At 70.4% G+C, this 22,460-nt stretch carries 27 protein-coding genes; 25 read left to right on the forward strand and 2 right to left on the reverse strand.

Translation table 11 applies throughout. The features are described from left to right. Positions 1-89 precede the first annotated feature (89 nt). The 25 genes from fliD (at position 90) to RUH65_RS05705 (ending at position 20,262) form a co-directional block, all read left to right on the forward strand. A complete protein-coding gene (gene fliD, locus RUH65_RS05585) occupies positions 90-1,442 on the forward strand; it encodes a flagellar filament capping protein FliD (RefSeq protein WP_313816278.1) in 1,353 nt (450 codons plus the stop codon). A 69-nt stretch (positions 1,443-1,511) separates the two neighbouring features. Further along, positions 1,512-1,892: a flagellar export chaperone FliS gene (locus tag RUH65_RS05590; protein ID WP_313816279.1), complete on the forward strand. Its 381-nt coding sequence runs from the start codon at positions 1,512-1,514 to the stop codon at positions 1,890-1,892. Further along, positions 1,889-2,248 carry a hypothetical protein gene (locus RUH65_RS05595; protein ID WP_313816280.1) on the forward strand — a complete coding sequence of 120 codons (360 nt, stop codon included), beginning with the start codon at positions 1,889-1,891 and terminating at the stop codon, positions 2,246-2,248. Before RUH65_RS05590 ends, RUH65_RS05595 begins: the two co-directional genes overlap by 4 nt. A 323-nt stretch (positions 2,249-2,571) precedes the next feature. Next, complete coding sequence (locus tag RUH65_RS05600; protein WP_313816282.1) at positions 2,572-2,907, forward strand: flagellar basal body protein; 336 nt, start codon at positions 2,572-2,574, stop codon at positions 2,905-2,907. Continuing rightward, positions 2,907-3,302: a flagellar basal body rod C-terminal domain-containing protein gene (locus RUH65_RS05605; RefSeq protein ID WP_313816284.1), complete on the forward strand. Its 396-nt coding sequence runs from the start codon at positions 2,907-2,909 to the stop codon at positions 3,300-3,302. The genes RUH65_RS05600 and RUH65_RS05605 overlap by 1 nt, the downstream gene beginning before the upstream one ends. Next, complete coding sequence (locus RUH65_RS05610; RefSeq protein WP_313816285.1) at positions 3,302-3,706, forward strand: flagellar hook-basal body complex protein FliE; 405 nt, start codon at positions 3,302-3,304, stop codon at positions 3,704-3,706. The genes RUH65_RS05605 and RUH65_RS05610 overlap by 1 nt, the downstream gene beginning before the upstream one ends. Before the next feature lie 4 nt (positions 3,707-3,710). Further along, complete coding sequence (fliF, locus tag RUH65_RS05615; RefSeq protein ID WP_313816286.1) at positions 3,711-5,372, forward strand: flagellar basal-body MS-ring/collar protein FliF; 1,662 nt, start codon at positions 3,711-3,713, stop codon at positions 5,370-5,372. Then, a complete protein-coding gene (gene fliG, locus RUH65_RS05620) occupies positions 5,369-6,376 on the forward strand; it encodes a flagellar motor switch protein FliG (protein ID WP_313816287.1) in 1,008 nt (335 codons plus the stop codon). The genes fliF and fliG overlap by 4 nt, the downstream gene beginning before the upstream one ends. Then, a complete protein-coding gene (locus tag RUH65_RS05625; protein WP_313816288.1) occupies positions 6,369-7,040 on the forward strand; it encodes a FliH/SctL family protein in 672 nt (223 codons plus the stop codon). Before fliG ends, RUH65_RS05625 begins: the two co-directional genes overlap by 8 nt. Further along, the gene (locus RUH65_RS05630; RefSeq protein WP_313816289.1) at positions 7,037-8,410 is read left to right on the forward strand and encodes a FliI/YscN family ATPase; all 1,374 of its coding nucleotides are present in this window, start codon (positions 7,037-7,039) and stop codon (positions 8,408-8,410) included. Before RUH65_RS05625 ends, RUH65_RS05630 begins: the two co-directional genes overlap by 4 nt. Then, positions 8,410-8,859, forward strand: coding sequence for a flagellar export protein FliJ (locus RUH65_RS05635; RefSeq protein WP_313816290.1), 450 nt, complete (start codon positions 8,410-8,412; stop codon positions 8,857-8,859). Before RUH65_RS05630 ends, RUH65_RS05635 begins: the two co-directional genes overlap by 1 nt. Beyond that, complete coding sequence (locus RUH65_RS05640) at positions 8,859-9,617, forward strand: C40 family peptidase (protein ID WP_313816291.1); 759 nt, start codon at positions 8,859-8,861, stop codon at positions 9,615-9,617. Before RUH65_RS05635 ends, RUH65_RS05640 begins: the two co-directional genes overlap by 1 nt. After that, a complete protein-coding gene (locus RUH65_RS05645) occupies positions 9,614-11,137 on the forward strand; it encodes a flagellar hook-length control protein FliK (protein WP_313816292.1) in 1,524 nt (507 codons plus the stop codon). Before RUH65_RS05640 ends, RUH65_RS05645 begins: the two co-directional genes overlap by 4 nt. A 134-nt stretch (positions 11,138-11,271) precedes the next feature. Next, positions 11,272-11,736, forward strand: a complete 465-nt coding sequence (locus tag RUH65_RS05650; protein WP_313816293.1) for a flagellar hook capping FlgD N-terminal domain-containing protein — start codon at positions 11,272-11,274, stop codon at positions 11,734-11,736. 78 nt (positions 11,737-11,814) lie between these two features. Continuing rightward, complete coding sequence (locus RUH65_RS05655; RefSeq protein WP_313816294.1) at positions 11,815-12,993, forward strand: flagellar hook protein FlgE; 1,179 nt, start codon at positions 11,815-11,817, stop codon at positions 12,991-12,993. Positions 12,994-13,088: 95 nt separating this feature from the next. Beyond that, positions 13,089-13,385, forward strand: a complete 297-nt coding sequence (locus tag RUH65_RS05660; protein ID WP_313816295.1) for a flagellar FlbD family protein — start codon at positions 13,089-13,091, stop codon at positions 13,383-13,385. A 3-nt stretch (positions 13,386-13,388) separates the two neighbouring features. Beyond that, the gene (locus RUH65_RS05665) at positions 13,389-14,276 is read left to right on the forward strand and encodes a MotA/TolQ/ExbB proton channel family protein (protein ID WP_313816296.1); all 888 of its coding nucleotides are present in this window, start codon (positions 13,389-13,391) and stop codon (positions 14,274-14,276) included. Further along, the gene (locus tag RUH65_RS05670) at positions 14,277-15,089 is read left to right on the forward strand and encodes a flagellar motor protein MotB (RefSeq protein WP_313816297.1); all 813 of its coding nucleotides are present in this window, start codon (positions 14,277-14,279) and stop codon (positions 15,087-15,089) included. A 70-nt stretch (positions 15,090-15,159) separates the two neighbouring features. Beyond that, positions 15,160-16,107 carry a flagellar motor switch protein FliM gene (locus tag RUH65_RS05675; protein ID WP_313816298.1) on the forward strand — a complete coding sequence of 316 codons (948 nt, stop codon included), beginning with the start codon at positions 15,160-15,162 and terminating at the stop codon, positions 16,105-16,107. Beyond that, positions 16,104-16,826 carry a FliM/FliN family flagellar motor switch protein gene (locus tag RUH65_RS05680; RefSeq protein ID WP_313816299.1) on the forward strand — a complete coding sequence of 241 codons (723 nt, stop codon included), beginning with the start codon at positions 16,104-16,106 and terminating at the stop codon, positions 16,824-16,826. Before RUH65_RS05675 ends, RUH65_RS05680 begins: the two co-directional genes overlap by 4 nt. Before the next feature lies 1 nt (position 16,827). Continuing rightward, the gene (locus tag RUH65_RS05685; protein WP_313816300.1) at positions 16,828-17,262 is read left to right on the forward strand and encodes a flagellar biosynthetic protein FliO; all 435 of its coding nucleotides are present in this window, start codon (positions 16,828-16,830) and stop codon (positions 17,260-17,262) included. Then, positions 17,259-18,101 (forward strand): flagellar type III secretion system pore protein FliP, encoded by an 843-nt coding sequence (fliP, locus tag RUH65_RS05690; protein WP_313816301.1) that lies wholly within the window; start codon positions 17,259-17,261, stop codon positions 18,099-18,101. Before RUH65_RS05685 ends, fliP begins: the two co-directional genes overlap by 4 nt. 1 nt (position 18,102) lies before the next feature. Continuing rightward, entirely contained in the window at positions 18,103-18,375 is a 273-nt protein-coding gene (gene fliQ / locus RUH65_RS05695; RefSeq protein ID WP_313816302.1) for a flagellar biosynthesis protein FliQ, read from the forward strand. 11 nt (positions 18,376-18,386) lie between these two features. Next, entirely contained in the window at positions 18,387-19,148 is a 762-nt protein-coding gene (locus tag RUH65_RS05700; RefSeq protein ID WP_313816303.1) for a flagellar biosynthetic protein FliR, read from the forward strand. Positions 19,149-19,155: 7 nt separating this feature from the next. Further along, entirely contained in the window at positions 19,156-20,262 is a 1,107-nt protein-coding gene (locus RUH65_RS05705) for an EscU/YscU/HrcU family type III secretion system export apparatus switch protein (protein ID WP_313816304.1), read from the forward strand. A 91-nt stretch (positions 20,263-20,353) separates the two neighbouring features. On the opposite strand, the gene RUH65_RS05710 is transcribed toward RUH65_RS05705, so the two are convergent. Then, the gene (locus RUH65_RS05710) at positions 20,354-21,427 is read right to left on the reverse strand and encodes a hypothetical protein (protein WP_313816305.1); all 1,074 of its coding nucleotides are present in this window, start codon (positions 21,425-21,427) and stop codon (positions 20,354-20,356) included. A 140-nt stretch (positions 21,428-21,567) separates the two neighbouring features. Further along, positions 21,568-22,167: a hypothetical protein gene (locus RUH65_RS05715; protein WP_313816307.1), complete on the reverse strand. Its 600-nt coding sequence runs from the start codon at positions 22,165-22,167 to the stop codon at positions 21,568-21,570. Between the last annotated feature and the right edge of the window lie 293 nt (positions 22,168-22,460).

A 22,460-nucleotide genomic window follows, 5' to 3' on the forward strand; every position in this document is an offset into this window, starting at 1 on the left:
CCCCCCCCCCCCGCTCGCGGTCCTCCAGAGGACCACCACGCAGCATCACCAGCACCCGCACCACCCCTCTCGGCAGGAAGGCAGAGACCATGGCCGGCATCAGCTTCGACGGCATCGCCTCAGGACTGAACACGACCGAACTCATCGGTGCCATCCTGTCCGCCGACCGCATGCCCATCCTCCTGATGGAGGAGCGCCTGGCCGCCGGGGAGAACGAGGTCAAGGCGCTCCGCCAGCTCAACACCCTCATCGCCGGGCTGGCCACCACCACCGGTGAGATGACGGAGGGCAACGGCTTCCGCCCGGTCACCGGCAAGTCCACGGTGGACGGCGTGGGCGTCACCGTGGCTGATGGAGCCAGCCCCACCTCCCTGGACTTTGCTGTGGACGCCGTGGCCGCGCGCCACTCCGGCGTCTCCGCCCCGCTGTCCGGTTGGGACGGCTCCGACCTCGTCATCACCACCGCGGACGGCACCGAGCACAGCTTCACCGGCACCTCGCTGGGCGACCTGGCCAAGAACATCAACGCCGCCGGGGACCTCGGTCTCTCCGCCACCCTGGTCCGCGCCGGCACCGATGCCGACGGCAACGACCTGCACCGCCTGCAACTCGTCTCCATCGACACGGGGGCGAATAGCACCTTCACCGCCACGGCCGGCGGCACCGACCTCTTCGATCCCGCCAACGGCGGGGCCATCACCTCTACCGGCACCGACGCCCAGATCACGTTGTTCCCGGGAACCACCGCGGCCCAGACGGTCACGAGTTCCTCGAACACCTTCGACGATCTGGCCACCGGGATCGGCATCACGGTCTCCGCTTCCGCCGTGGGCCAGACCGCCAACGTCACAGCGCAGAACGATCCGAAGGCGGCCACCGAGAAGGCCCAGAATCTCGTCGACGAGATCAACCACATCCTCGAGACCATCAAGCTCAACACCTCGGTCACGGCCAGCACCGGAACCAGCGGCAGCGAGACCCAGGCCGGCCTCTTCGTGGGGGACTCCACGGTCCGGAACCTGCAGAGCAGCATCTTCAACGCGGCCGTGCGTCCGGCCGACGGGACCAGCCAGTCCTGGTTGGGCATCGAGCCCGACCGCAACGGCATGCTGACCTTCAACGCGGAGAAGTTCGCGGAGGCACTGGCCGCCGACCCCACCCGGGCCGCCACCGCCCTCACGGATCTCGCCGGCCGAGTCTCCACCGCCGCGGACACTTACTCGGACCAGTACGACGGCATGTTGACCAAGTCGATCGAGAACCGGGTCACGGACAACCGCCGCACCGCGGACTCCATCACGGACGCCGAACGCCGCATCGAGATGCGCGAATCCACCCTGCGCGCCCAGTTCACCGCCATGGAGATGGCCATCGCCAAGGCCAACGACCTGCAGAAGTACCTCACCGGCCAGTTCGCCATGTTCACCCAGGACAACGACTGACGGACCGGCCGTCCGACCCCAGAACCACCTCCCGTCTCATCCAGTCCCCCCGAATCCCCAGGAGCACCCATGTTGGGCACCACTCAGCGCAACCCCATCGAGGAGATGCGACGCCGCGAGCTGATGACCGCCACCCCGGCCCAGCTCACCGTCAAACTCTTCCAGCGCCTCATCCTGGACCTGCACCGCGCCGCCACGGACCTGCAGCAGGGCCAGACCGGCACGGCCAGTGGCCACCTGGTCCACGCCCAGTCGATCCTGTCCGAGTTGGATGGCACCCTCGACGTCAACGCGTGGGCCGGTGCCGCCGACCTCAAGTCGGTCTACGCGTTCTGCCTCCAGACCATCTCCGCGGCCAACCAGAACTCGGACGCCCACGCCGTGCTGCGCGCCATCGAGCTGCTGAGCCCCGTTTCCGAGGCGTTCGAACAGGCAGCCAAGACGGCATGAGCCTCACAACCCCGTTTCGCCGCAACTCCATTGCCGTGACCGCCGCGCACACCACCCGTGAGTCCGTCCTCGCGGACCTGGCCTGGGAGACCCTCGCCAACGAGCTCGAAGCCTGGCTCGACGCCGGTCACCCCGCCCCGCTGCCCGAGGAGCTCGAGGCCCGCCCCGCCGGAGCTCCGCCCGAGCATCTGCAGCGCCGCATGGCTCATCTGACCACCCGCCTCTCGGTGGCCCTGCGGGAGATGCGCACCGAGCAGGACGGTGTCGCCCAGTCCCTGAAGGCGACCGCGCGAGCCCAGCGCATGACCCAGCCGAACCGCGGCGCCACCGCCGCCTACCTGGACACCGGCGCCTGACAGCGCGCCGGAACCGGCCGGCGTCGTCCCCGCGCGCCACCTGTCACACTCCTCTTGGTTATGAGCACGGCAGACGTCGAGACACGCCGGGCCGGTCACCCACCGACGTGCTCGTCACCTGAGGACGACGGCACCTTCACGCAAAACGCGCACCCACCCCGCACCTGCCCGCATAGGGACTTCCGAGCGTCCGGACACGAAACCGGCCGCCCGCGTCCGCCGTTCTGCGCATGTCTCCTTTCCGAAGGCGAGAGACACGAGCAGGACAACGAGTGCACTCACGGGCCCGCACCCCCACACGGGCCCAGGGGAAGGGGAAACGGATGTCTGTCACGGTCAACGCGCTGGAGTCGGCGCTCGATGGGCTGGCGGCGCGCCAGCGTGCCATCGCCAACAACCTGGCCAACGTCAACACGCCGCAGTTCCAGGCGACCAGGGTCCAGTTCGAACAGCAGCTCGCCCGCTCGATCGCCGCCGGTGACGGCCACGTCACCGCCGCGGAACAACCCTCCCTCGAGCCCACCCGCCTGAACGGCAACAACGTCAACGCGGACACCGAGGTGCTCTCCAATGAGGCCACGGTGCTGAGCTACCAGTTCGCCTCCCAGGCCATCAAGTCCAAGCTCTCCGGGGTCTCCACGGCTGCGAGGACCTCCTGATGCCCAGTTTTGAAGCGATCGGCATCGCCGGCACCTCCATGTCCGCCAACCGCCGCTGGATCGACGCCACGGCGGACAACATGGCCAACATCAACACCGTCACCAGCGCGGACGGGGATGCCTTCCAGGCCCGTTACCTCGAGGTCGCCCCCGCCGGAACCGGTCAGGGCGTCCAGGTCACGAACGTGCAGTACGGGGACGCCGAGGGCCTCCTCTCCTACGAGCCCGACCACCCCGAGGCCAACGAGGACGGCTACATCCGCCGCCCGGACATCGACATGGGTGTGGAGATGGGCAACCTCATCATGGCCCAGCGCTCCTACTCCCTGGCCTCCCAGGTCGTGGACAAAGCCAAGACGGTCTATCAGGCCGGCATTGAGATCGGACGCAACTGATGCCCTTGGATTCCATCGGCTCCATCGGAGCTGTCGCGAACTTGCCAGCCATGCCCGCCGTCAACCCCACCAGCCCGACGTCGGCCGCCCTCCCCGGTGCGCTGCCCGCGGGCCCCGAGTCCGTCACCGGCGCGGCCGGCCAGCTCGGCGCCACCGCGGTCTCGGCCCCGTCCGGGGCGCAGGCCGGGTCCTTCGGGTCCCAGCTCGCCGGTCAGGTCGACTCCCTGCAGGCCCTGCAGGGCGAGCGGGACACCCTGACCCTGCAGGCCGTCACCGGCGACCTGGAGGACATCCATGAGGCCACGATCGCCGCTGCCGAGGCCTCGGCCACCATGGACCTGATGGTGGCGATGCGCAACAGCGGGCTGCAGGCCTTCAACGAGCTCATGAGAATCCAGGCGTGACCCCGTGAGCTTCAACACCGCCTCCGCCCTGCCCCCGGCACGCAAGTCCGGCCCGGCCGGCTGGTTCCAGGGAATCGGGGACAAGCTCTCCGAGATGCCCCTGGGCCAGCGCATCATCGCCTCCCTGCTGGCCGTCGCCCTCGTGGCCGGCGGCATCTTCGCCGCCCTCCAGCTCGCCAAGCCCACCCTGGCCCCCCTGTTCACCGGGCTGTCCTCCACCGACGCAGCCGCCGTGGTGGAGCAGCTGAACTCCGCCGGCGTGGAATACGAGCTCCAGGACGGCGGGACCACCATCCTGGTGCCGGACGAGGCCGTCTACGACCAGCGTCTGTCCGCGGCCGCAGCCGGGCTGCCGTCCGGCGGTGGCACCGGCTACAACCTGCTCGACGAGGTCGGCATCACCTCCTCCGAGTTCCAGCAGGACACCACCTACAAGCGCGCCCTGGAGGGCGAGCTGGCCGCGACCATCGGCCAGATGGACGGGGTGGATCAGGCCTCGGTCAAGCTCGCGATGCCGGAGGAGACCGTCTTCGCCTCGGAACAGGGAACGCCCACGGCCTCCGTGTTCGTCTCCAGCCCCCGGGGCGACCTGAACAATCAGCAGGTGCAGGCGATCGTCCACCTGGCCTCGGCCTCCGTGGAGGGCATGGAGCCCACCGACGTGGCCGTCGTCGACTCCACCGGCAAGGTCCTCTCCGCCGTCGGCGAGGGACTCGTGGACCTGTCCGGTGGGGACGGGGAGCGCTCCGCCGCCGTCACCGCCAATGTGCAGAAGGTGCTGGACAACCTGGTGGGGGCGGGAAACTCGACCGTTGCCGCCACCGTGGCCACCACCCGGTCCACCTCCGAGACCGTGTCCGAGGAGTTCGCCACCCCCGAGGGCGGTGTCCAGGCCCTCACCGAGCAGACGGCCAGCGAGGACTACACCGGCGGCGGTGCCCCGGCCGGCACCGGCGTGCTCGGGCCGGACAACGTGGCCAACACGGACGCGAACACCGCCGGTTCCGGGGAGTTCACCTCCGAGTCCGACTCCCGGACCAACGCCGTGGACAAGACCACCACCTCCACCACGACGCCGGCCGGTGACGTCGAGCGCCAGACGGTCGCCGTGGCAGTGGACGCGGCCGCCGCCGGCGGCCTGACCACCGAGCAGATCACCGGACTGGTGTCCACCGCGGCCGGGCTCGACGAGGCCCGCGGGGACACGGTCACCGTGGAGGTCATCCCGTTCTCCACCGCCGGTGCCGCCGAGGCCCAGCAGGCGATAGAGGCCGCCGAGGCGGCAGAGGCGGCCGCCGCCCAGGACGCGCTGATCCGGGACGTGATCCTCTATGGCATCGTCGCCGCGGTGCTGCTGGTCGGCTTCGTGGTGTGGATGATCCTGCGCCGCCGCCGGACCGTGGAGACCCTCGAGGACCTCGGTGAGACCGCGCCGGCACCGGCCATGCTGGACCGTTCCACCGGTCCGGACACCGGCCAGATGCCCGTGATCGTGCCTGAGCCGCCCACCCAGGCCCTGTCCGCGCTGCCGCCGCTCCCGGTGGTGCCCGCCCCACTGCCGGAGGGCCCCAGTGCCGCACAGAAGGTGCACCACGCCGCCCAGACGGACCCGGCGAAGACCGCCGAGATGATGCGGGCCATGATGGAAGCGAAGGAGCTGGCATGAAGGACGTCAAGCTGACCGGCGTACAGAAGGTCGCCGTGCTCCTGATGGACCTGGACCCCGTGGTCGCCTCCGAGGTGATGTCCCACTTCAACGAGGACGAGGCCCAGGAGGTCTCCGCGGAGATCATGCGCATGAAGAGCGCCGATCCGGACACCGTGGACTTCGTCATGGCGGAGCTGGCCACCATGGTCGACTCCGGCCGGACGCCGGCCCGGGGTGGGGCCAACCTCGCCCGCCGGCTCATCTCCGGTGCCTTCGGCGAGGACAAGGCCGGGGACGTCATGGAACGCGCGGCCGGCGTGCTGGCCGGCAAGGCCTTCGAGTTCCTGGACACCATGGACGCCACCCAGATCCTCGCGCTCATCCACGAGGAGACCCCGCAGATCCAGGCCGTGGTGCTCTCCAACCTGGACCCGCGCACGGCCTCGGCCGTGCTCTCCGGACTGGACGAGCCGGTCCGCAACGGGGTGGCCTTCCGCATCGCCACCATGGGCACCCCCAGCACCGAGGCCGTGCGCGTCACCGCTGAGATCCTCAAGTCCCGCGTCTCCTCGGTGGCCACCGCCCGTGAACAGGCCGCCATCGGCGGCGTGCAGTCCCTCGTGGAGATCGTCAACCGGGCGGACAGCGCCACCGAACGGGGGGTCCTGGAGTACATGGCCGCCACCGACCCGGAGCTCGGCGCCGAGGTGCGGAACCTCATGTTCACCTTCGCCGACCTCCTGCGGCTGGAGGACCACTCCCTGCAGATGGTGTTGCGTTCCATCCGCATGGATGTGCTGGCCCGGGCGCTGCGTGGCGCGAACCCCGCCCTGGAACAGAAGATCCGGCGGAACATGTCCTCACGCAACGTGGTGGCCCTCAACGAGGAGTCCTCCGCCGTCTCCAAGCTGCGCACCTCGGAAGTCGAGGAGGCCCGTGGCGAGGTGGTCCGCGAGGTCCGTGCCCTGGAGGCCGCCGGCGAGCTGGACCTCTCGAAGCAGGAGGAGGACGAGTATGTCTGAGTCACTCGCGGCCCCACGCCCGGATCTCGGGCACCACACCGGGCTCCGGTCCCTGCGTATCTCCGAGTACCACGCGGCCCCCGTGTCCGTGGTCTCCTCACCCGTGGTGGACGCCGCCGTGATCGAGGGGCGTTCCCGCGGTTACGTGGACGGCCTCCAAGCCGCCCAGGGCCACGCCGACGCCCTCGAGGCCACCCGCCAGGCCGAGCACGAACGGCTGATGCGCACCACCACCGAGCGGACCGAACAGGCCCTGGCCTCGCTGGGGCACGCCGCCGCCCAGCTCACCGCCTCCATGGTGCATGCCCTGGACGCGGCCGAGGACGCCGTCTTCGGCATCGCCTGCCAGGTCGCCGAGATCATCCTCGACGCGGAACTCTCCGAGGCCTCCGTGGCCGTCCGCTCCACCATTCACCGTGCCCTGACCGCCAGGACGCCCTCCCCGGTGCACACCATCCGCCTGCACCCCGACGCCGTGCGCGCGGCGACCACCGCCGCTTCGGTGCCGGCCGGCGTCGAGCTGGTGGCCGATCCGGGCCTGCAGCCCGGCGGGGCCGTGGCCGTGTACCGGGACGGCTGGCTCGAGGCGGGGGTGGAGGACGCCCTGACGCGCGTCCGCAGCTACGCGTCCGAGGTGCGCCATGACGGTGAGGCAGACCGATGACCGTCACCCTCTCCACCGCGGAACTGACCGCGCACCTGGACCGCCACGTCGCCTCGATCCGCCGCCTGGCCGCCCCGGTGGCCTACGGGACCGTCGTCTCCTCGCAGGGACTGCGCGCCACCATCGGCGGGCTCGCGGTCGCCGTCGGGGACGTGGTGTCCGTGGGCGAGGGCCCGGACGGTCTCGGCGGTGTGGAAGCTGAGGTGGTGGCCGTGAACCGCACCGAGGCCACCGTGATGCCGCTCGCCGACGGCTGGGCCCCCTTCGCCGGCACTCCCGTGGCACGCTCGCACCGCGGGGGACAGGTCCCCGTGGGCGACGGGCTCATCGGCCGCGTCATCGACGGCCTCGGCCGGCCGATCGACGGCAAGGGGCCCCTCACCGGGGTCCGGTCCGTCCCCGTGCAGAACTCGGCCCCGAAGGCCCTGGACCGCGCCCCCGTGAACGCACAGATCAGCACCGGGGTGCGCGCCGTGGACACCTTCACCGCACTGGGACGCGGCCAGCGGATCGGTCTGTTCGCCGGCTCCGGCGTGGGCAAGTCATCCCTGCTGTCCATGATCGCCCGCGGCACGGACGCCGAGGTCTCCGTGATCGCCCTCGTGGGCGAACGCGGTCGCGAGGTGCGCGGATTCCTCGAGGACGATCTCGGCCCGGAGGGTCTGGCCCGGTCGGTGGTGGTGGTGGCCACCGGAGACGAACCGGCCATGATGCGCCGCAAGGCCGCCTTCACCGCCACCCGGATCGCCGAGCAGTTCCGGGACGAGGGCCGTCACGCCGTGCTGATGATGGACTCGCTGACCCGCGTGGCCATGGCCCAGCGTGAGATCGGGCTGTCCGCGGGGGAGCCGCCGGCCACCCGGGGCTACCCGCCGTCCACGTTCTCCCTGCTGGCCCAGCTGCTGGAGCGCGCCGGCACGGACCGGTCCGGCTCCGTCACCGGCATCTACACCGTGCTGGTGGACGGTGACGACCACAACGACCCGGTGGCCGACTCCGCCCGCTCCATCCTGGACGGTCACCTCGTGCTGGACCGGGCCCTGGCGGTGTCTGGGCACTTCCCGTCCATCGACGTCCTGGCATCCATCTCCCGTGTGGCCTCGGCGGTGACCGGCCCCGCGGACAAGATGAACATCACCTCGGTCCGCCGGGCCATGGCCGAGCAGCGGGACGTGCAGGACCTGGTGGACGTGGGCGCCTACGTCCCCGGCAACCGGCCCCTGGCCGACGCCGCCCTGGCCGCCCAGGACGAGATCAACGGGTTCCTGCGCCAGGACATGGACGACTCCACCCCCCTGACCGAGGCCTGGGCCCGGCTGGGACGGCTCGCCGCGGTGCTCGGCGCCGAGCCCGCCGGGAGGGACGCCTGATGGCCGCCTTCAAGCTCTCCTCCCTGCTCAAAGTGCGCCGCATCCAGGAGGACCAGGCCGCGGCCGGGCTGCACCAGGCCCGGGTCACGGCCCGCGGCGTGCAACGCCGGGCCGCCGATGAGCGGGAACTGCTCGAGGACCTCGGCGGGCAGAGCGTGCTGGCCGCCGCCGGCATCGCCCGGGCGAGCGCCGCCCGTCAGCTCTCCGAGATCAGGGCCGCCCAGCAGGTGGCCGACGGTGAGGTGGATGCCGCGGAGACGGCCCTCATGCTCGCCCGGCAGGCCCGCCGCAGCGCCGAACTGCTCAAAGAACGCCACGACGCCACCCTGCGGGCGCTCGACGCCCGCGCCGAGCAGCAGATGCTCGACGAACTCGTCTCGGCCCAGCATCACCGCGACCGCGATGAGCATCATGAGACGGACCATGACGTGAAGGAGGAGGAGTCCTGATGCCACTGGCCGCCATTGAAGCGCGCATGGCGCAGATCGAGTCGAGCCTCCAGGCACTGTCTCCGCAACGGTCCCTCGCCGTCGGCGCCGGCCTGCCTGGCGGGGCCACCACGGCCGGCGTGAGCGGTGCGGGCGGAATCATCGGATCCACCACGGGAGGCCTCCCTGGAGCCGGCACCGCGGCGGCCACGGACGGCTTCTCCGCGGCGCTCGAGGAGGCCCTCGGCACCGCCACGGGCTCGGACGCCCCGTCCGCTGCCGACGCCGCCTCGTCCGCCGACGCCACCGGCTCGGCCGGCGCCTCCAGGGGCACCGCCGCCGGCACCGCCTTCGGTGCCAGCATCGTCGAGACCGCCGAGAAGTACCTCGGGACCCCCTACGTGTGGGGCGGCAACTCCCCGTCGCAGGGCTTCGACTGCTCCGGCCTGGTCAAGTACGTCATGAAGGAGCTCGGCGTGGACATGCCCCGCGTCGCACGGGCCCAGGCCAAGGTCGGCACCGAGGTCACCTCACTCGCCGAGGCCCAGCCCGGTGACCTGCTCGGCATGCGCAATGGCAGTCACATCGCCATCTACCTCGGGGACAACAAGATCCTGCACGCGCCACAGCCCGGGGAGAACGTGTCCATCCGTTCCCTGTTCTCGTGGGATGACATCGACACCATCCGCCGCGTGGCTCCCGCCGGCGGATCGGGCTCCGCCTCCCAGTCCGGCTCCACGCGCGCCGCCTTCGAACAGCTGGCAGGTGCCTCGGCATGATCGGCTCACCGTTGAACTCACTCACCCCCGGCCCGACGCCGGATCCGTCCCGCTCGCTGTCCGGTGCCGGCTCCAGCTCCTCCGGTTCCCGCTCCGGCGGTGCCGGTTCCGCAGGCTCGGCCGGCGCTGGCGCCTCCGGGCCCCGCTTCGCGGACCACCTGCGCGACGCCTCCGGCAGCACGGCCGACGGGACTTCCGACGGAGCCGGTGAGGGCAACGACGCCACCTCCGTCCTGCCTCCGGGCTACACGCCGGAGCGCGCAGCCCGCGAGTATTCCCGGCCCATCTCCCTGGACGGAGTGCGTTCCGCGGAGGACACCGGCCCGGGACAGGCCGGCCAGGCCGGCGCGCCTGCCGGGGCCGGCATGGAGAGCAGCGCCGAAGCCAGCGTTGACGCCACAGCAGCACCGGTCCACGCCGTCGTGCCGGAATCCTCCGATGCCGATGCCGATGCCGATGCCGTTGCCGAGGCCGGTACCGGTGTGGCCGGGTCCGCCGCCGCCAGCGTGGGCCACTCTGACACCACCGTCGCCGGTTACCCCGGTGCGGCTGGCATGGGCAGGCCCGGAACCACCGGGATCGCGGGCGGTACTGCGGCGGGGGCAGAGTCCGTCCCCAATGCCACCCCCACGTCCGCGGGGCCCGGTGCGGCCACGGTGGCGAACACCGTCATCGTCACCGGCAACCAGACTCTCTCCAGCACGGTGTTCAATCCGCTGCAGAACCCGGCCCACGCGTCCCAGCCGTCGGCGGTGCACACCTCGGGGTCCCACGTCTCCTCCTCGTCGTTCTCGTTGACCGGGATGACGGCGACAGGACTGGCTCCCGCGGCCGGCACCAGCACTGGAGTCTCGAACGCCACCGCCGGAGCGTCGGCGGCCACCGCGGCCACCGGAAGCGCCGTCAACCCCATCGCTGGCACCGCCCACCCCACCGCGCAGGCCGCGGCCGCCACCATCCCGGCCGCTGCGGGCGCCCCGGCCGCCGTCGTGGTGCCCGCTCCCTCTTCCGCGGGGGCCACTCCGGCCCCGGCCGTGCGCGCATGGACCGTCCAGCAGCTCGCCACCCCCGTGGTGCAGGCCGCCGGACGGGCGGTCAGCCTGCCGAACGGCACCCACCTGGCCACGGTCCGGATCAGTCCCGAGGCCCTCGGCCCGGTGACCATCGAGGCCACCAGCCGGGACGGCGTCGTGCGCCTGGAGATGACGGCGGCCACCGAGGCAGGGCGGGAGAACCTGCGTGCCGTCCTCGGTGAATTGCGCCGGGAACTGGCCGGAGCCCAGGCGGGCGCGACCCTGGACCTGTCCGGTGGTTCCTCCGGGCACCGCGATGCGAACGCCGCCGGACCGGGCGCTGGGCCGCCCCCCGGGGGCCGCGGCGGCGACGGGAAGGACCAGGAGGGCGACGGCGTCGGGAACACCCACGGCGGGGCCACCGCCGCCGGTGCCGATCCCGCAGAACGTCCCACCGCCAGCACCGGGCGGGATGACGGGACGGGCGGGCTCGATGTCTACGCCTGAACCCGATCCCGGCGCATAGGGATACCGGACCATGCCGGGCCACCGCACCCACACGCGGTCCAGGGCGGCACACCGCACGCGAACCGAACACCGGATCGACCACCGAATCGACCACCGAACCGAAGGAGCCACGGATGCCAGACCCGATCACCCCGGCAGCCACCGGCAAACCCACCGTCACCCTGGATGCCGCCCGCCAGGCGCGCGAGGCCGCCACCGGGCCGGCCCAAGAGATGAACGAAGAGGTGTTCCTCAAGCTGCTGGTGACGCAGCTGCAGAACCAGGACCCGTCCTCGCCCATGGACACCAACCAGATGGTGTCCCAGGCCGCGCAGCTGTCCATGACCGAGACCCTCAACGGCATCTCCAAGACCCTGCAGACCCAGACCGCCGCCAGCTCCATGTCCACGGCCGCCGCCCTGATCGGCCAGGACGTCGAGTGGATGGATGCCAGTACCGGGGAGCTCTCCACCGGCACCGTGACCGGCGCCCTGTTCCAGAACGGGGAGACCCGGCTGGAGATCGAGGGATCCGAGACCACCGTGGCGCTGGCGCAGATCAGCGCACTCGGGGCCAAGCCCACCACCACCGACGACTAGACACCCCGACCCCCACCACGCATCAGACCAGCACCCACCCCGGCATCAACCCCGGAACCACATCAGGAAGGCACCACCATGCTCCGTTCACTGAACACCGGCGTCTCCGGCATGAGTGCGCACCAGCAGATGCTGGATGTCACCGCCAACAACATCGCCAACGTCAACACCGCCGGCTACAAGGCCGCCACCGTCACCTTCCAGGACACCCTGTCCCAGATGGCTCAGAACGCCGGCGCCCCGGGCACCGGACTCGGTGGCACCAACCCCGCCCAGGTGGGTCTCGGTGTGCGCACCGCCGCCATCACCACCGACCACGGCGTCGGCTCCATGATGTCCACTGGCAAGGCCACGGACCTGATGATCGGCGGCGAGGGCTACTTCGTGGTCTCCAAGGGCGGTGAGCAGCTCTACACCCGCGCCGGATCCTTCAGCCTGGACGCCGCGGGCAACCTGGTGACCCCGGACGGCGCGCGGCTCAACGGCTGGGCGGCCGGTCCCAACGGCACCGTCCAGGCCGGTGGCCCCGCTGTGCCGCTGAGCATCGACGCCCTGGCCACCTCGCCGGCCCGTGCCACCACCTCCGCGGAGATGGGTGGCAACCTGCCCAACGAGGCCGAGGTGGGGGACACCCGCGTGCGTGAGGTGACCGTGCGCGACGGTGCCGGCAACCCGCGTTCGCTGACCCTGACCTTCACCCGCACCGCCGGCGGATGGGGTGTCTCCGGCCAGGACGCCAACGGCGCCACCGGCACCGGCACCGTCGCCTTCAACGCCCAGGGCCAGCAGACCGGCACCAGCTCACTGAACGTCGGCGGGATCACCGTGGACCTGTCCGCGCTGACCGGGTACGCCGGCATGGACACCTCCGCCTTCACGGGCCAGGACGGCGCCTCCGCCGGCACCATCGTGGGCTTCTCCATCGCCCAGGACGGCACCATCAACGGCACCTTCTCCAATGGCGACCTGCGCGCCGTGGGTCAGGTGGCCACCGCCTCCTTCGCCAACCCCGCCGGTCTGGAGAAGGCCGGCTCCTCCGCCTTCCGCGCCACCACCAACTCCGGCGAGGCCACCCTCGGCACCCCCGGAGAGGACGGCTTCGGCGCCCTGGCCGCCGGCACCCTGGAGGGCTCCAACACGGATCTGTCCAAGGAATTCACCAACCTGATCATGGCCCAGCGCGGCTTCCAGGCCTCAGCCCGGATCGTGACCACCTCGGACGAGGTCCTGTCCGAGCTGACCAACCTGAAGCGCTGATCATCCCCGTCCGGGCGCCGGTGAAAAATCGGTGCCCGGCGGACCGATGACAACGGTGGGCCAACAGACGGACAGACGGAAAGGAAGGGGTGACCATGATCCTCTTGACGACCCTGCGGGGCGACCGGTTCGGGCTGAACCCCGACCTCGTGGAGGAGTTGCGCGCCAACGGCGCCAACTGTGTGGTCACCATGATCACCGGCCGGTCCTTCACCGCGGCCGAGGACATCGACACGGTCCACGAGATCCTCCACGACCATCGGGTGGGTCTGCTGCGCGCCGCCTCCCACCCGCCCGGAGAATCCCGCGAGCGGCCCGGCCGCCCGGAGCACTCCCGGCATCACCCGGACCACCCCGACTACCTCACGCCCGTCCCCGACAAGGAGCACTGAGCCGTGGACCCCTTGATGATCATCGGCATCATCGCCGCCTTCGCCTCCCTCTTCGTCATGGTGATCATGGAGGGCGGTTCCATCTCATCCCTGTTCATCGTGGCCCCCATGATCATCGTGTTCGGCGGCACCATCGCCGTCTCGCTGATGGGAACCACCCTGGGAGACCTGAAGAACGTCGGCAAGGTCTTCGGCTGGGCCTTCAAGGGCCGGGTCCGCCCGCCGCGGGAGGTGATCGAGGAGATCTCCTCCCTCTCCGCCAAGGCCCGCGGCGGCTCCCTGCTGGAGCTGGAGGCCGAGGCGGAGAAGACCGAGGACCCGCTCATCCGCTCGGCCATCACCGGGCTGGCGGACGGGTTGGACTCCGATGCCCTCGGAGATCTGCTCGAGGCCCAGAAGAACACCCGGCGTGACGAGGTCATGTCCGTGTCCAACTGGTTCTCCCAGATGGGCGGCTATGCCCCGACCATCGGCATCGTGGGCACCGTGGCCTCGCTGATCCACGTCATGGAGAACCTGGCGGAGCCGGAGAACATCGGCCACATGATCGCCGCCGCGTTCGTGGCCACCCTGTGGGGCCTGCTCACCGCCAACTTCTTCTGGCATCCGATCGCGACCCGCATCCGGCGGCTGTGCGAGCTCGAGCAGTCCAACCTGGAGCTCGTGGTGGAGGGCGCGCTGGCCATCCAGTCCGGCCTGAACTCCACCGCCCTCAACGACCGCCTGCACGCCCTGGTCCCGGATTTCCGGCTCGCCCAGGGTGGCAGGGGCAAGGGCAAGGACACAGCGGACGACGACGGCGCCGCCGGTTCCAGCTCCACGCACCTCGGCACCGGCTCGACCGGCGGCAAGGGCAAGTCCGGCAAATCCGGGAAATCCAAGGCCGCGTAGATGTCCCGCCGACGCAAGGGCAAGGGGGCGCCCCATGCCCCCGAGATGGATGAACGCTGGGCCGTGTCCTACCTGGACATGATGACCGTCCTGTTCCTGACTTTCGTGGTGCTGTTCTCCATGTCCTCGATCGACGCGGGCAAGTACGAACAGCTCAAGAACTCCCTCGCCCAGGGATTCGGCCAGGAGGAGACGGAGCTGAACGACCTCAACTCCGGGATCGACGCGTTGGAGCCCGGCCCCGAGGCCGTGGACGCCGTGGAGTCCTCCGGCGAGGTGGCCGAACCCCAGCCCCCGCAGACAGCAGCGGAGAAGCTCGAGGACATCCAGGCCGGCGTGCAGGCCAACCTCACGCGCACCGGCCAGGAATCCACCGTGGAGTTCACCCACGTGAACGGCGCCCTGGTGATCCGCATCCTCTCCGGAGAGACGATGTTCACTCCGGATGACGCGAGCCTGTCCGACTCCGCCACCGAACTGCTGGCCGGGATCACCCCGGTGATCGAGGCTGAGGGAGGAAGCGTGACCGTGGAGGGCCATGCCGACTACCGCCAGCCGCTGAACTATGAGACCAACTGGGAGCTCTCGGCCGACCGCGCGGTGCAGGTGGTGCGGCACATGGTGGACGCCCAGGGCTTCTCGGGGGAGAAGGCCTCGGCCACCGGGTTCGGGTCCACCCGGCCGATCGAGGGGCAGCGGGACATGCTGGACCGGAATCGGCGCGTGGACATCGTGGTGCAGACACAGGACGACGCGGGCGCCGGCGCCTCCGGCGCGGCGGCGCCGGAAGATCCGGACAGCGACGAAACGTGACGGCCGGCCTCCGGACCTCGGCATAGGGACCTGCGAGAACACGCAGCAACCCACCGACGAGGAGGCACCGATGGGCCTAGAGGACCTCAGCGCGGACGACATCATCGACCCGCTGACCGGCCAGTCCGTCTCCGCCGGTGAGATGGCGGCGTCCGCGCACTATCTTCCCTACGACTTCCAGCGTCCCACCACGCTGGCGCGCGAGCATTCACGCATCCTCGACGTGGCCTGTGACACCTTCGCCCGCCAGTGGTCCTCCCAGATGACCACCCGGCTGCGCACCAAGACCGCGGTGACCCCCGTGCTCACGGTGCTGGCCACCTATGACACCTACACCGCCTCGCTGCCGGCCACGACCTGCATGATGCTGCTGCACTTCGCCGGCACCGAGACCCGGGGGATCGTGCAGATGCCGATCGAGACGGCTGCCGACTGGGTGTCCCGCATGCTCGGTTCCGATGGAGAGTCACTGCCTGCCCACCGCGATCTCACCGGCACCGAGATCGGCGTCCTCCGCCGCACCATGTCCGGGGTCATGGAGGACCTGGCCTACTCCTTCACCGGCGTGCTGGACGCGGCGCCCGTGTTGGAACTGGGTGTGCACTACAACCCCGGTTTCGTCCAGGCCGCCGCGCCCACGGACCTGATGATCGTGGCGGCCTTCGTGGTGACCACCGGATCCGGGGCCCCGGAGAGCTTCACCCTGACCCTGCCCGCGGACATCATCCTGCCCCGGCTGGGCTCCTCCAATCCCGTGGACACGGACCAGGACGCCCCGCGGCTGGCCATGGAACAGCTCACCGCCACGCCCGTGGAGGTCCGCCTGGAGACCAATGCCCTCACGATCAACTCCATGGACCTGCTGAAGCTGGCCGTGGGGGACATCCTGCCCCTGACCCACACCTCGAACCGCCCCTTCAACCTCACCGTGGACGGGCAGCACCTGGCCACCGCCGTGGACGTGGTGGACGGATCCCGCAAGTACATGAAGATCGTTGAAACGGAGTTGGACCAGTGACCGAAGCGAACGCCGCGCTGCCGCGCATGGACACCGTCACCAAGATCGTGTCCGCCACCGCCGCCGCCCTGCCGCTGGCCGGACAGATCGAGACCCGCACCGCCACCACGGCCGATCAGCTGCCCGCCACCAGCCGGCCGCTGGTCTTCCGATCCGTCGGCTGGCCCGGCTCCGTGGTCATCGGACTGACGGCCGCCGCCCAGCTGCCGGACCTCGTGGCGGACGACCCCGGCTCGGCCCTCAAGCCTGCCGTGGACTCCGGCCTGTCCACCGCCGGCGCCGTGGGCCCGTCCTCCGTGGAGCCCGCCCTCGCCGGCACCAACCCCTTCACCGCCTCCCTGGGCGAGTCCGCACCGCAGCTGTTCGTGGTGACCGTGGACGGGGCCGATGCCCTGGTGCTGGCCATCCGCGAGGGCGCCACCTACGAGCGCCCCTCCCGGAACACCACGGTGGACGAGGACTTCCTGCGCAACGTCCACCGCATCCGCGGCGTGGACATGGAGTTGTCCGTGGTCATCGGCCGCACCACCCTGACGGTGGCCGAGCTGCTGCGCATCAAGCCCGGCCAGGTCCTCGAACTGGACCGTGCGGCCGGCGCCCCGGCGGACGTGCTGGTCAACGGCCGTCTACTGGCCTCCGGGGAGGTCGTGGTCCAGGATCTGGACTTCGCCGTGAAGATCACCTCCATCCGGGACGAGAACGCCGAGGTCCTGGGCTGACATGGGTTTCGGCCAGATCCTGCAGGTGGCGCTGTCCCTGGGCATCGTCGCCCTGGCGCTCTACCTCTCCGCCCGGGGGGCCCGGCGCCGTTTCGGCGCCGGAGGCGAGGACGCGCTCCGTGTGATCTCGCGCCAGTCGGTGTCCCGGACGCAGAACCTGGTCGTCGTGGAAACCAACGGACACCGCCACCTCGTGGCCCTCACCGACGGCGGCGCGCACACCGTCGAGACCTGGGACGCTCCCGCGCCGGAGGCCCAGTCCGTGGCGGGCGGCCTCTCCGCGCGCCGCGAACCGATCGCACGCCGTGAGTCCGCGGCGCACCGTGATGCGGCCGGTGCCGGTGGATTCGCCGCCACCCTGTCCGCGCTGACCGCCGGCACCCAGTGGTCCGGACTGGGCCGCAAGTCCTCGTCCTCCGAGGGCACCCGGCCGTGAACCACTCCGTCTCCCGGGCGCCCCGAGCGCTCCCGGTGCTGGCCGGCGTGCTGCTGGCCGTCGTCGGGCTCTGGCTTCTGGCGGTGCTCACCGCGGCACCGGCCGCCGCGGACACGCTGGACCCGGCCCCGGACGGGACCGGCGGCACGGACGGTGGCACCGGCCAGGGCCTGAACATCGAGATCAACGGACCCGACGGCGAACCCTCCTCCTCGGTGCTGACCCTGCTGGGCATCGGCGTGCTCATGGTGGCCCCGTCCCTGGTGCTGATGTGTACCTCGTTCACCAAGGTCTTCGTGGTGCTGGCCATGACCCGCAACGCGCTCGGGCTGAACACCACCCCGCCCACGCAGGTGCTCGCCGGAATCGCCCTGATCCTGACCATCTTCATCATGCAGCCGGTGATCTCCGAGGTGATCGACGTGGCCATCACCCCCTATGCGGACGGCCAGATCGTGTTCACGGAGGCCGTCGAGGCGGCCCAGGTGCCGTTGCGCGAGTGGATGCTGCCGCTCACCCGCGAGGAGGACATCGCCCTGATGACCCGCTCGGCCGACCTGGAGAACCCCGCCACCCCCGCCGACACCCCGCTGGCCACCCTGGTGCCCGCGTTCGTCATCTCCGAGCTGCGCGCCGCGTTCATCATCGGCTTCGTGATCTTCGTGCCGTTCCTCATCATCGACCTCGTGGTGTCCTCGGCGCTGATGTCCATGGGCATGATGATGCTCCCGCCGGTCATGGTGTCCCTGCCGTTCAAGATCCTGCTGTTCGTCCTCGTGGACGGGTGGGGACTCATCATCAGTTCCCTCGTGGGCACGTACAACGGGGCGGGGGGCTGAGATGGACCAGAACGCCGTCGTCGATCTCGGGGTGCAGGCCCTGCTGATGGCCGCCAAGCTGTCCGCACCGGTGCTGATCACCGCCCTCGCGGTGGGCCTGCTCATCGGCCTGCTGCAGTCCGCCACCCAGGTGCAGGAGATCACCCTGTCCTTCGTGCCCAAGGCGATCGCCGTCGCGGTGGTTCTGGCGCTGTCCGGGTACTGGATGATCCAGGAGATGGTCACGTTCACCCAGTGGTGTTTTGAGCAAATACCGAATCTGATCAACGGCTAGCGGGGGCCCTCATGGACGTCACCCTCGACCCGGCGTGGCTGCAGGCGTACCTCCTGGTGCTGCTGCGGACCACGCTGTTCATCGCCATCGCCCCACCCTTCTCCAACTCCTCCTTCCCGTGGCGCATCAAAGGGCTCGTGGCCTTGGGACTCGCCCTGCCCTTCGCCGGCCGGGTGGATGTTCCCGACGGCGGCCTGGACACCGGGGCGCTGCTGGCCGCCGGTACCGCGGAGGCGGCCACCGGGGCGGTGCTCGGCGTGCTCGTGATGGTGGCGTTCGCCGCGGTGGCGTCCGCCGGCTCCCTCATCGACCTGGCCTCCGGCTTCCAGATGGCCACCGTCTACGACCCGGGATCGATGGTCAACGGCGCCCAGTTCACCCGGCTGTTCCAGAACGGGATGATCGCGATGATGCTGGCCTCGGGCGCCCACATCCCGCTGTTCCTCGGCCTCGGCACCTCCTTCGACGCGATCGCCCTGGGGGAGCTGCCGGACATGTCCTCGGCGTCCGCTGCCGTCGCGGCCGCCTTCACCGGGATGTTCGCCGCCGCCGCCCAGATCGCGGCGCCGCTGATCGCGGTGCTGTTCCTGGCCGACGTCGGCCTCGGGCTGCTGACCCGGGTGGCGCCCACGCTGAACGCCTTCTCCCTGGGCTTCCCGCTGAAGATCCTGGTGACGCTGGCCTTTGGCGGCATGGTGTTCGCGGCGCTGCCGATGGCGCTGGACCAGTTGACCGACTCCGCCGTGGAGCTGATCCAGCAGGTGCTGCGGTGAGGGCTTCGTGAGTTCCGAGACCGGTGAGCGCACCGAGCAGGCGTCCGACCGGCAGATGCGCGAGGTCCGCAAGAAGGGCAAGCTCGGCCGTTCCACGGATGTCTCCGCGTGGGTGGTGGTGGGCGCCGTGGCGGTGATGGTCCCCATGACGATCCTCGCCGCGCAGGGCGCCGCCACGGATTCGCTGTTCCAGATCACCCGGGCCGCCCAATCGGGCGACCCGCAGGTGGCGCTGCAGGTGCTGGCGCAGGCCGGCGGGGCGCTGGGGGCCTCGATCCTGCCGCTCATGGCCGTGGCGATGCTGGCCGCGGTGGCCACACCGTTCCTCCAGGGGCCCGTGACATTCCGGTCCCTGGCCCCCAAGTTCGACCACTTCAACCCGGTGTCCGCCGCCCAGAAGATCCTCGGTCCCCAGGCGTGGTGGAACGCGGCGAAGGCCCTGGCGAAGTCGGCGGCGGTGGGCCTGCTCATGTACTGGGTGATCCAGGCCGTGGCCACCGGGCTGATGGGGGCGGGACTGCTGCCGCTGGAGGCCGTGACGTCGGTGGTGTCCACCGCCGCGCTGCAATTGCTGTGGTTCTCCGTGCTGGCCGGCCTGGTCATGGCCGCCGCGGACGTGTTCGTGGTCGCCAAGCGGAACCGCAAGCAGACGAAGGTGACCAAGGATGAGGCCAAGCGGGAGCACAAGAGTTCCGAGGGCGATCCGCTGGTGAAGTCGCAGCGGCGCTCGCGGCAGCTGTCCATGTCCCGCAACCGGATGATCTCCGATGTCTCCACCGCCGATGCCGTGGTGGTCAACCCCGTGCACGTGGCCGTGGCCCTGCGGTACAAGGCTGGCGACGCGGCCCCCGTGGTGGTGGCCGCCGGGAAAGGTGAGATGGCCGCGCGCATCCGTGAACGTGCGGTGGACGCCGAGGTCCCGCTGGTCAAGAACATCGAGTTGGCCTGGATGATGCACGACCACTGCCGGGTCGGCGCACCGGTGCCCGCCGAGCTGTACGGGGCGGTGGCCGTGGTCATCGCCTTCACCCTGAAGCTGGACGCCAAGCTGATGCGCCGGCGGCGGGGCCGCATCCACGATCTGGGGGACCTCCACCTCCCGGAGTTCAACTGAGGAGTTCAACTGAGTAGCACGAATTGGCCCTCGGCCCCGGGTCTCGGGGCCAATTCGTGCGACCTGGTTGGAGGAGAGCAGGTGGAGGAGATCAGGTGCCGGCGGTGAAGGGCACCCATGAGGTCTGCTGCTGCTGGCGCTCGACGGCTGTGGTCAGCCGGTAGCCGAAGGCATGCCACCCCTGGCGGGTGAAGACCGCGGAATCAACTCGGATGGGTTCCCAGCCACGCGCCCGGATCTGCTCATCACGATTCAGGTCCGATCTGTACTGCTTCTCGAGGGTGAAATGGTGCTTGCCCTCGTACTGAAGACTGATCCGCCACTGCAGCAGGGCCAGGTCGACATCACATTCCCAGCCGTCGGCAAAGCGGATCCGGGGGTTGACTGCGGGCTCGTCCCAGCCGCCCTCGACCATCTTCAACCTGAGCCGTGACTCCGGCTCGGAGTCGACCCGTTCACGGAGCAGGTCCACCGCCAGGCGCAGTTTCCTGATGCCCGGCGATCCTTTGCGCCGGCCCAGGACATCGAGGATGGAGTCCTTGGTGGCCAGGGGGTTGGTACCGATGAATGTCGCGGGTCGGGGGAATCCGTCGCCACGCTGCAGGAGGGCATCACCGGCCGCGACCAATTCGTCCACGGTCAGCCGCTGCGAGGCCAGATCGACCCAGGTCCATTCTGGCGAGGTGATGCGGTAGCCGTCCACGCCCCTCACGTCACGGGCACCGGGGCGGATGAAATGCCCCACCGTTCCCTGGTACCGGGGGATCCCCGCCCGGCACCGGACGCGGGACAGATGGATTCGCGTGGTCTGCATCCTCCACGGCAACCACATTCCCCACGTCTCGGCGGCGGTCTGGTGGCTGATCACGAGGGACGGGTCCTGCCGGGAGAGTGTCCGCGCATACTCGGAATTGCTGAAGCGCGCCATAGCCTCTTCCGCGCCCGGGTCAGCCGGTGGGGCCGTGCGCAGGCGATGGAAGGGAATGGTCAATCCGGAACGGTAGAGACGGTGGCGCGAGAGCTCCAGCGCGCGTCCTTCGGTCAGGGTGAAGATCTCTGGGATCGATGGCGGTTCGGGACGGTTCATCTCCCCATTGACGGACATCAGAGCCTGCACCAGGGGCTGGGCCAGGCCGGTCGTGGAGAACTGCCGGATCGGTGTCACCTGTGCAGTGGCCGGCCGGAGGCCTATCGACATCTCTGGTTCCCCGGCTCCACAACTGAGTCACACGAATTGGCCGTCGGATCCGGAAATGGGGGCCAATTCGTGCGACTCAGTTGAGGAGGGAGGGGGATGCAGGGCCGTCAAGGGCGGTGGCCGTCGATCAACCGGGTGGCGGCGTCGTACTGTTCGGGGGTGCACCCGCCGCCGTAGCCGACGTTGTAACCCCTGCCGTCCACGCTGCCGGAGCGCACGGCCCCCATCGCATCGGCCATGCAATCGGCCATGTGCTCGGTGCCGGAGGACGTGCCCTCCGGATACAGCCGGGCCATGTCCGCATCGAGGGCCGCGGCATCGTAGTCGTAGGCGCGGTACTGCAGGATGTGTGCGCACTCGTGCAGGGCCACCGCCTGGGTGCCCGCATGGTCCGTGGGCCATTGCAGCCCGATCGTGATGTACACGTCAGGGTCCCCGCTGCGCCCGAACAGCGGATGCCGGACCTCGGTGTAGCCCGCCTGGCCGCCGGATCCCTCGTAGACGCTGGTCGGCACGTCGGTGCACCACGGGGCCATCAGCTGCCGGACCCGGGCGGTGGCCGTGTCCGGCTCCACCTCGTCCGAGACTGCACTCCGGCCCGTCTCCACCAGGTGACCGGCGGCCACCGGCGGGGAGGCGAACCCGGGGAGCAGCACCACTCCCAGTGCCATCAGGCACGGCACCAGCCACCGAACCGTCGTCGCCATGGACGTCCTCCTTGCCTACCGCTGTGAACTGCTCCCCGGCTGTTCGCCCACTGCCGAGTCCGCGGCCGAGGGGCCGTCGTGTCCGCGGACCCGCGGGCCTCTGATCGGGTTATCGGCACGCCGGCACCGCGATTTTCGGCCTCGCGCACAGCGGGCCGGGTGATCCGCCTTTCTGACGGCCGGGGCACGACGCCGGCCCGTCACCGCCCACGTGAAACCGGACGCCCGCGGTCCGGCACCGGGCATAGGGGGTCGTGAGGGAATCTCTGGACCCGCACCACCGCAGGCACGCA

It is taken from the genome of Citricoccus sp. (genome assembly GCF_032154715.1).
Taxonomy (GTDB): Bacteria; Actinomycetota; Actinomycetes; order Actinomycetales; family Micrococcaceae; genus Citricoccus.

Excerpts from the sequence above, each read along its gene's own strand:
- fliD (WP_313816278.1), top strand. The coding sequence starts at position 90 with ATGGCCGGCATCAGCTTCGACGGCATCGCCTCAGGACTGAACACGACC.
- RUH65_RS05590 (WP_313816279.1), top strand. The coding sequence starts at position 1,512 with ATGTTGGGCACCACTCAGCGCAACCCCATCGAGGAGATGCGACGCCGC.
- RUH65_RS05595 (WP_313816280.1), top strand. The coding sequence starts at position 1,889 with ATGAGCCTCACAACCCCGTTTCGCCGCAACTCCATTGCCGTGACCGCC.
- RUH65_RS05600 (WP_313816282.1), top strand. The coding sequence starts at position 2,572 with ATGTCTGTCACGGTCAACGCGCTGGAGTCGGCGCTCGATGGGCTGGCG.
- RUH65_RS05605 (WP_313816284.1), top strand. The coding sequence starts at position 2,907 with ATGCCCAGTTTTGAAGCGATCGGCATCGCCGGCACCTCCATGTCCGCC.
- RUH65_RS05610 (WP_313816285.1), top strand. The coding sequence starts at position 3,302 with ATGCCCTTGGATTCCATCGGCTCCATCGGAGCTGTCGCGAACTTGCCA.
- fliG (WP_313816287.1), top strand. The coding sequence starts at position 5,369 with ATGAAGGACGTCAAGCTGACCGGCGTACAGAAGGTCGCCGTGCTCCTG.
- RUH65_RS05625 (WP_313816288.1), top strand. The coding sequence starts at position 6,369 with ATGTCTGAGTCACTCGCGGCCCCACGCCCGGATCTCGGGCACCACACC.
- RUH65_RS05630 (WP_313816289.1), top strand. The coding sequence starts at position 7,037 with ATGACCGTCACCCTCTCCACCGCGGAACTGACCGCGCACCTGGACCGC.
- RUH65_RS05635 (WP_313816290.1), top strand. The coding sequence starts at position 8,410 with ATGGCCGCCTTCAAGCTCTCCTCCCTGCTCAAAGTGCGCCGCATCCAG.
- RUH65_RS05640 (WP_313816291.1), top strand. The coding sequence starts at position 8,859 with ATGCCACTGGCCGCCATTGAAGCGCGCATGGCGCAGATCGAGTCGAGC.
- RUH65_RS05645 (WP_313816292.1), top strand. The coding sequence starts at position 9,614 with ATGATCGGCTCACCGTTGAACTCACTCACCCCCGGCCCGACGCCGGAT.
- RUH65_RS05650 (WP_313816293.1), top strand. The coding sequence starts at position 11,272 with ATGCCAGACCCGATCACCCCGGCAGCCACCGGCAAACCCACCGTCACC.
- RUH65_RS05655 (WP_313816294.1), top strand. The coding sequence starts at position 11,815 with ATGCTCCGTTCACTGAACACCGGCGTCTCCGGCATGAGTGCGCACCAG.
- RUH65_RS05660 (WP_313816295.1), top strand. The coding sequence starts at position 13,089 with ATGATCCTCTTGACGACCCTGCGGGGCGACCGGTTCGGGCTGAACCCC.
- RUH65_RS05670 (WP_313816297.1), top strand. The coding sequence starts at position 14,277 with ATGTCCCGCCGACGCAAGGGCAAGGGGGCGCCCCATGCCCCCGAGATG.
- RUH65_RS05675 (WP_313816298.1), top strand. The coding sequence starts at position 15,160 with ATGGGCCTAGAGGACCTCAGCGCGGACGACATCATCGACCCGCTGACC.
- RUH65_RS05685 (WP_313816300.1), top strand. The coding sequence starts at position 16,828 with ATGGGTTTCGGCCAGATCCTGCAGGTGGCGCTGTCCCTGGGCATCGTC.
- fliQ (WP_313816302.1), top strand. The coding sequence starts at position 18,103 with ATGGACCAGAACGCCGTCGTCGATCTCGGGGTGCAGGCCCTGCTGATG.
- RUH65_RS05700 (WP_313816303.1), top strand. The coding sequence starts at position 18,387 with ATGGACGTCACCCTCGACCCGGCGTGGCTGCAGGCGTACCTCCTGGTG.
- RUH65_RS05715 (WP_313816307.1), bottom strand. The coding sequence starts at position 22,167 with ATGGCGACGACGGTTCGGTGGCTGGTGCCGTGCCTGATGGCACTGGGA.